2 tRNA genes and 1 rRNA gene are annotated in these 448 nt (G+C 47.3%); all 3 read left to right on the top strand.

The features are described from left to right. Positions 1 to 51: ribosomal RNA gene (locus JMN17_RS21490) — 16S ribosomal RNA — on the top strand; the annotation flags it as partial. Between the two features lie 102 nt (positions 52 to 153). Then, positions 154 to 230 (top strand) — tRNA-Ile (locus tag JMN17_RS21485). Between the two features lie 12 nt (positions 231 to 242). Then, positions 243 to 318, top strand: a tRNA-Ala gene (locus JMN17_RS21480). Positions 319 to 448: the final 130 nt, after the last annotated feature.

Below are 448 nucleotides of genomic sequence, written 5' to 3'. Positions count from 1 at the left end.
AAGTCGTAACAAGGTAGCCGTATCGGAAGGTGCGGCTGGATCACCTCCTTTCTAAGGATATATTACGGAATATAAGACCTTGGGTCTTATAAACAGAACGTTCCCTGTCTTGTTTAGTTTTGAAGGAACTTTGTTCCTTGAATAAGTTAAGATGGGCCTGTAGCTCAGCTGGTTAGAGCGCACGCCTGATAAGCGTGAGGTCGGTGGTTCGAGTCCACTCAGGCCCACCATCTTAAATAAACGGGGCCTTAGCTCAGCTGGGAGAGCGCCTGCTTTGCACGCAGGAGGTCAGCGGTTCGATCCCGCTAGGCTCCACCAACGTGTTCTTTGAAAACTAGATAACAGTAGACATCACATTCAATTAGTAATACAAGATATCACATAGTGATTCTTTTTAACGGTTAAGTTAGAAAGGGCGCACGGTGGATGCCTTGGCACTAGGAGCCGA

Source organism: Bacillus sp. RHFS10, assembly GCF_016757475.1.
In the GTDB taxonomy this organism is placed as follows: Bacteria; Bacillota; Bacilli; order Bacillales; family Bacillaceae; genus Bacillus; species Bacillus subtilis_G.
Note: the sequence above shows the minus strand (reverse complement) of the source record. Positions and strands in the feature narration are given on the sequence as shown.